8 protein-coding genes are annotated in these 6433 nt (G+C 49.0%); 4 read left to right on the top strand and 4 right to left on the bottom strand.

Features of this window, described 5'->3' with window-relative positions; all coding sequences use genetic code 11:
- The first annotated feature begins 72 nt into the window (after positions 1-72).
- Together cysS and CAG65_RS14215 are read left to right on the top strand one after the other, a co-directional pair.
- A complete protein-coding gene (gene cysS, locus CAG65_RS14220) occupies positions 73-1455 on the top strand; it encodes a cysteine--tRNA ligase (protein WP_161454074.1) in 1383 nt (460 codons plus the stop codon).
- Between the two features lie 72 nt (positions 1456-1527).
- The gene (locus tag CAG65_RS14215) at positions 1528-2106 is read left to right on the top strand and encodes a thymidine kinase (protein WP_161454073.1); all 579 of its coding nucleotides are present in this window, start codon (positions 1528-1530) and stop codon (positions 2104-2106) included.
- A gap of 70 nt (positions 2107-2176) precedes the next feature.
- Here CAG65_RS14215 and infA read toward each other — a convergent pair whose 3' ends face one another.
- From infA to aat, 3 genes are all read right to left on the bottom strand, one after another.
- A complete protein-coding gene (infA, locus tag CAG65_RS14210) occupies positions 2177-2395 on the bottom strand; it encodes a translation initiation factor IF-1 (protein ID WP_001040192.1) in 219 nt (72 codons plus the stop codon).
- An 82-nt stretch (positions 2396-2477) separates the two neighbouring features.
- On the bottom strand, positions 2478-3176 hold the full coding sequence (locus CAG65_RS14205; protein ID WP_161454072.1) for an arginyltransferase: 699 nt from the start codon (positions 3174-3176) through the stop codon (positions 2478-2480).
- Positions 3173-3895: a leucyl/phenylalanyl-tRNA--protein transferase gene (aat, locus tag CAG65_RS14200; protein ID WP_161454071.1), complete on the bottom strand. Its 723-nt coding sequence runs from the start codon at positions 3893-3895 to the stop codon at positions 3173-3175. Before aat ends, CAG65_RS14205 begins: the two co-directional genes overlap by 4 nt.
- A gap of 26 nt (positions 3896-3921) precedes the next feature.
- Between aat and CAG65_RS14195 the strand changes: the two genes are divergently transcribed.
- The gene (locus tag CAG65_RS14195; protein ID WP_161454070.1) at positions 3922-4377 is read left to right on the top strand and encodes a glycine zipper 2TM domain-containing protein; all 456 of its coding nucleotides are present in this window, start codon (positions 3922-3924) and stop codon (positions 4375-4377) included.
- Positions 4378-4514: 137 nt separating this feature from the next.
- Complete coding sequence (aroA, locus tag CAG65_RS14190) at positions 4515-5795, top strand: 3-phosphoshikimate 1-carboxyvinyltransferase (RefSeq protein ID WP_161454069.1); 1281 nt, start codon at positions 4515-4517, stop codon at positions 5793-5795.
- Positions 5796-5878: 83 nt separating this feature from the next.
- Here aroA and CAG65_RS14185 read toward each other — a convergent pair whose 3' ends face one another.
- Positions 5879-6124: a YciN family protein gene (locus tag CAG65_RS14185; protein ID WP_021704045.1), complete on the bottom strand. Its 246-nt coding sequence runs from the start codon at positions 6122-6124 to the stop codon at positions 5879-5881.
- Between the last annotated feature and the right edge of the window lie 309 nt (positions 6125-6433).

The following is a 6433-nucleotide window of genomic DNA, read 5'->3' as shown; positions in this document are numbered from 1 at the left end:
GGGATTACGTAACACAGCCCAAGTTGTTATACTGAGCCACTATTTTGTTTAACTTAATATCAGACAGAGCTCATGTTAAAAATATATAACACACTCACAAGACAGAAAGAGGAATTCAAGCCAATTAATGCCGGTAAAATCGGCATGTATGTGTGTGGGGTTACTATTTACGATCTCTGTCATATCGGTCATGGCCGTACGTTCGTATCGTTTGATGTGGTATCGCGTTACCTGCGCTTTCTGGGCTATGACCTGACGTTTGTCCGTAACATCACTGATATTGATGACAAGATCATCAAGCGTGCGGCGGAAAATGGCGAGTCGTGTGACTCTCTGACTGAGCGCCTGATCGCTGAAATGTACGCCGACTTCGATGCATTGAACATGAAGCGTCCAGATGTTGAGCCTCGTGCCACCCAATACATCGACGAGATCATCGCGTTAGTGGAAAAACTGATCGAACGCGGTTTCGCTTATGTGGCAGACAATGGCGACGTTATGTTCGAAGTCAGCCAATTTGATGAGTACGGCAAACTGTCTAAACAGGATTTGGATCAGCTGCAGGCCGGTGCTCGTGTTGACGTCGAAAGCGCGAAACGCAGTCCGCTGGATTTCGTGCTGTGGAAAATGTCGAAACCGGGGGAGCCGACGTGGGAGTCTCCGTGGGGAGCCGGTCGTCCGGGTTGGCATATTGAATGTTCCGCAATGAACTCGTCCATTCTTGGCAACCATTTCGATATTCACGGTGGTGGTTCGGATTTGCAATTCCCGCACCATGAGAATGAGATCGCTCAGTCGTGCTGCGCGCACGGTACTCAGTATGTGAATACTTGGATGCACAGTGGCATGGTGATGGTCGACAAAGAGAAAATGTCTAAGTCTTTGGGCAACTTCTTCACCATCCGTGACGTACTGAAGCATTACGATGCGGAAACGGTGCGTTATTTCCTGATGTCGGGTCACTACCGTAGCCAGCTAAACTACAGCGAAGAAAATCTTAATCAGGCGCGCGCCTCTCTGGAGCGTCTGTACACATCGCTGCGTGGCCTGGACATGACGGTTCAGGCTGACGGGGGTGAAGAGTACGTGCAGCGATTCACTGAGGCGATGAACGACGATTTCAACACGCCGGAAGCATACTCCGTGTTGTTTGACATGACTCGCGAGATCAACCGTCTGAAAGGCGACAATCTGGATGCGGCCAGCGCGTTGGGTGCGCGTATGCGTGAACTGGCGGATGTAATTGGCATTTTGTATCAGGACGCCGATGCATTCCTAAAAGGCGATGCCGGCAATGATGATGAAGTGGCTGAAATCGAAGCACTGATTAAACTGCGCAATGATTCCCGAGCCGCAAAAGATTGGGCCAACGCCGATATGGCGCGTGATAAGCTGACCGAAATGGGTATCGTTCTGGAAGATGGGCCGGATGGCACGACCTGGCGTCGTAAATAATTGAATTTCAATTTAAAGGGCTGTGAATTCAGCCCTTTTTTCTGTCATTAACATGATTATGGGAATCCCTTAGTGGCTCAGATGTATTTCTATTACTCGGCAATGAATGCGGGTAAATCCACCACGCTGCTTCAGTCTTCGTTTAACTATCAGGAGCGCGGTATGAATCCTGTGGTTTATACCGCAGCCATCGATGACCGTTATGGCATCGGCAAAGTTGCGTCACGCATTGGGTTACAATCCGATGCCTATCTGTTCCGTGACGATACGAATCTGTATCAGGACATCGACATACTGCACCTCAAAGAGAAAGTGGACTGTATTTTGATTGATGAGTGCCAGTTTTTGTCCAAACAGCAGGTTTATCAATTGACTGAAGTGGTCGACAAGCTGGATATCCCGGTGCTGTGTTACGGTCTGCGTACCGACTTTATGGGCGAGTTGTTTGAAGGTAGCCAGTATCTGTTAGCCTGGGCAGATAAGCTGATTGAGCTGAAGACGGTGTGTCACTGTGGTCGCAAAGCCAATATGGTGATTCGCACAGATGAACATGGTACGCCAATCAAAGAGGGTGATCAGGTCGCCATTGGTGGTAATGATAAGTACGTATCTGTATGTCGTTATCACTACAAAACGGCTCTGGATAAATAACTGCCTGTCGAACAGCATCAAAAAACGGAGCCATCGGGCTCCGTTTTTTGATGTATTCGATAATCAGAGATTAACGAGCACGGAAGACGATGCGGCCTTTAGAAAGGTCGTATGGAGTCATCTCTACAGTTACTTTGTCACCAGTAAGAATACGGATGTAGTTCTTACGCATTTTACCAGAGATGTGAGCAGTAACTACGTGACCGTTTTCTAGCTCAACACGGAACATTGTGTTTGGAAGAGTATCAAGGACCGTGCCTTGCATCTCAATTACGTCTTCTTTAGCCATTTAATCCTCTTTAATAAAATGGGCGTTTTCAACGGCCGAAATAATGCCGTTAAAAGGGATATAAGTAAAGTTGTGGCGTATTCTACCCTTGCCAACGCTGATTTACTAGCCTTTGATGGCGATGAAAGCGGACTTTGTAATTCATCGCTGGGCATTCGTCTATCTGATAACCGAGGTACAGCCAGTGTTTTTTCTCCTGGCGGCAGTATTCGAGTTGCAGCAGCACCCCAAGGGTACCAAGGGACAGTGGGTAATCCGGATCGTAGAAGGTATAGAACGCGCTGGCACTGCGGGGCATGACATCGGTGACCGCGACACCAACCAATTGTCCTCGGTCATAGATGTGCAAAAATTGCGTATCGAGCCATTCACACTTAGCGAATTGGTAGAAGTCCTGTTTTTGTGGCGGGTACATCGAGCCGTTTTTGTGACGCGCTTCGATGTAACGGGCATATAAGGAAAACCAGTTAGGATCCAGATCCGACTTAAGGCACCAGTCAAGGTGACGGGCTTTGTTCAATAGGCGTTTCTGGCTTTTTGACATGGTAAAATCAGGCACCGCCACACGTAAAGCCTGACATGCCTGACAATGGTCACAATGCGGCTTGTATATCGTATCGCCACTGCGACGGAATCCGTTGGCGAGCAGCACTTCATAGCTTTCATTGCTGTGCATCTGGTTATCCAGTGCGACGGCGACCCGTTCTTCACGACCCGCCAAGTAGCTGCAGGCATGGCTGTCGGTTAATCCAATGCGGATATGTTGAATGTCAGAGCTCATTCTTCACCCTCTGAACTAAGCGTTAACCACTGAGAATCGAAGCATCCCGACGAGGTGGTTTTCTCCCTAAAGGATAGCAAGGAATGTATAAAATCGTCGCGTTCCAGTGATGTGGCGCCGAGCGATTCAAGATGTGGATTCATCACCTGGCAATCAATCATCTGACCTTGATGGCGAGCAAAGTGGCGGCAGAAATACCACAAGGCGACTTTGGATGCATTGGTCGACAGACTGAACATGGACTCGCCACAGAACAGTTGGCCGACACTCACGCCGTACAGCCCGCCCACTAATGTGTCACCCTGCCACACTTCCACCGAATGACAGTGGCCTTGTTGAGCTAAACTGAGATAAGAGCGGCGCATATCGGTATTCAGCCAGGTTTCCTCTTCGCGGCGTGTTGCCGCGCACAAGCGGATGACCTCCTCAGTCGCACGATTGAGACTGACACGATATTGTTGTTTGCGCTGAAACTTTTTAAGACTTTTTGCTGGTTTAAATGTCTTAGGATTAAAGACGGCGCGAGGTGAGGGGCTCCACCACAGAATGGGCTCTCCCGGACCATACCATGGGAAAATACCATGTTGGTAAGCAGAGTAGATGCGCTCAGGGTGCAGATCTCCGCCGAACGCCAGTAGTCCGTTTGGGTCACTCAGTGCTTCATAGGGCGACGGGAAAGAGAAGTCGTCAGGGCTGAGTTCGGTAAGATAGATCGTCATACAGATGTTTTAAAGGAGTCATTCAGGTGAGAAAGTGGTTTTGGATCTTATTAATTTTTCCCTTCGTTGCCAATGCCGCATACGACAGAAATACGGCGCGTCCAGTGAATCAGGTTGTATTTGGCCAGGTTGATTCGGTGCGCTACATCTCGCAACAAGATATTGTTCAATCCAAAGCCAACGGATGGGAAACCCTATTGGGTGCGGTGATTGGCGGGGTGGTCGGTAACCAGTTTGGTGGTGGGACCGGTAAACAGGTTGCTACCGCTGTCGGAGCGGTAGCAGGGGCGGGTATTGCCCGTAGTCACGCGCAGCAGGAATACCGGGTTGAATACAAACTTGTGGAGCTGTTGATTCGCACCAAAGACGACAAGTTGATCGACGTTATTCAGGACATCGATAACAACATGCTGTTTGAGCGTGGTGATGAGGTCCGCATTCTGTATTTCGACAATGGCGTGAGAGTGGATAAAACCTATTGAATATGAGGGACGAAATAAAGCGTCGTTTAGGCCAAATTTGGGGTGGTGCTGGGGCACGAATTTAGATAGGCTGCAAGTACGAAGAATTTTTATTCACTGCCTTGGGATATGGCAGTGACCAAGGATAATCAACTTTAATGGAAAGCCTTACGTTACAACCTATCAACAAAGTTAACGGCGAAGTCAATTTGCCGGGATCAAAAAGTGTTTCTAACCGCGCTCTTTTGCTGGCGGCTCTAGCTAAAGGCACCACCCGCCTGACCAATCTGCTCGACAGTGATGACATCAGACATATGCTCAATGCACTGTCAAAACTCGGCGTATCCTATCGTTTGTCGGACGACAGAACCGTCTGTGAAGTCGAGGGACTGGGTCGACCATTTTCGGTGACAGAGTCCGTCGAGCTGTTTTTGGGCAACGCTGGCACAGCAATGCGTCCACTGGCGGCGGCGCTGTGTTTAGGACAAGGTGACTGCGTACTGACTGGTGAACCGCGGATGAAAGAGCGTCCGATTGGTCACCTGGTGGATGCGCTGCGTCAGGCTGGCGCGGATATTGAGTATCAGGAGAGCGAGCATTACCCGCCACTGAAAATTCACGGCACGGGTCTACAAGGTGGTACGGTCGAAATTGATGGCTCGATCTCAAGTCAGTTTCTGACGGCGTTTTTGATGGCGGCGCCACTGGCACAAGACAACGTTACTATCAAGATCGTGGGTGAACTGGTGTCAAAGCCGTACATTGACATCACGCTGCACATTATGGCGCAGTTTGGTGTTCAAGTGATCAACCGTGACTATCAGGAGTTTGTCGTCGAAGCGGGTCAGACCTATCAGGCACCGGGGGATTTTCTGGTGGAAGGTGACGCGTCGTCGGCTTCGTATTTTCTGGCGGCAGCCGCCATCAAAGGCGGGCAAATCAAAGTCACCGGGATTGGTAAACACAGTATTCAGGGCGATATTCAATTCGCTGATGCACTCGAGAAAATGGGCGCGGAGATTGAATGGGGGGCGGACTACGTGATTGCGCGCGCTGGTGAGCTCAATGCCGTGGACATGGACTTCAACCACATTCCGGATGCAGCCATGACCATCGCAACGACCGCGCTGTTTGCCAAAGGGACGACGGCGATTCGTAACGTGTACAACTGGCGGGTCAAAGAAACCGATCGTTTGGCGGCGATGGCCACTGAGCTGCGTAAAGTCGGCGCTGAGGTCGAAGAGGGGGAAGATTACCTGATTGTGACACCGCCAGCCAAACTGGCACACGCGGCGATTGATACCTACGACGATCATCGTATAGCAATGTGCTTTTCACTGGTGGCATTGAGTGATACGCCTGTGACCATCAATGATCCTGGTTGTACGTCAAAAACGTTTCCGGATTACTTTGATAAATTAGCCGCTCTAAGCCAGTAATACACGCGGTTAAAACAAAGCCTTGGTTGTTCGCCAAGGCTTTTTTGTTGCCGTCATGACCCTAAGTTTGGCCTGATGTGGGCTTACACCAGTGTAAATTCTTTAGACAGATGATGCGCCAGGTATTTGAACATGTTAAATACGGCCGTGGTTTTAGGGGTTGGCAGGCCGTTTTCGTCGAGAAAATATTCGCCTTTGAACACCAATACGTCGTCCTTTTCCTCGACGGAGTCGGCGCGCATGCCCTCTATATAATCGTCATGATCCTGAATAATCTGATTAGCAATCAGCAACAAATCAAAAGATGAAATCGGTTTTCTGTCGCCCATAATGACATCCTACTGCTATGAAATGAAACCTGACTCAGTGTAGGGGCATGTCGGGGAATTGCAACACTGTTGTTTTTGTGACTCCCAACAAATATTTGTTCCAAGCACTGGTGAGCGTTACATTGTCGCGTTTAGTATGTGGCACTTTCCAACTGGTATGGTGATTTTGGAGTAGATCATAACCGTTGAATTGTCGAGCAATTGGATTTTATTTTTCGAAAAAGATATTGATCTTCTTTTAATCTCGCTCAATAGTAAAAAAGAAGTAATAGTTTAAGTACGTCATGCGATAATTTTCGCACCGTGATT

Source organism: Vibrio sp. V39_P1S14PM300 (assembly GCF_009904765.1).
GTDB lineage: Bacteria > Pseudomonadota > Gammaproteobacteria > Enterobacterales > Vibrionaceae > Vibrio > Vibrio proteolyticus.
Note: the sequence above shows the minus strand (reverse complement) of the source record. Positions and strands in the feature narration are given on the sequence as shown.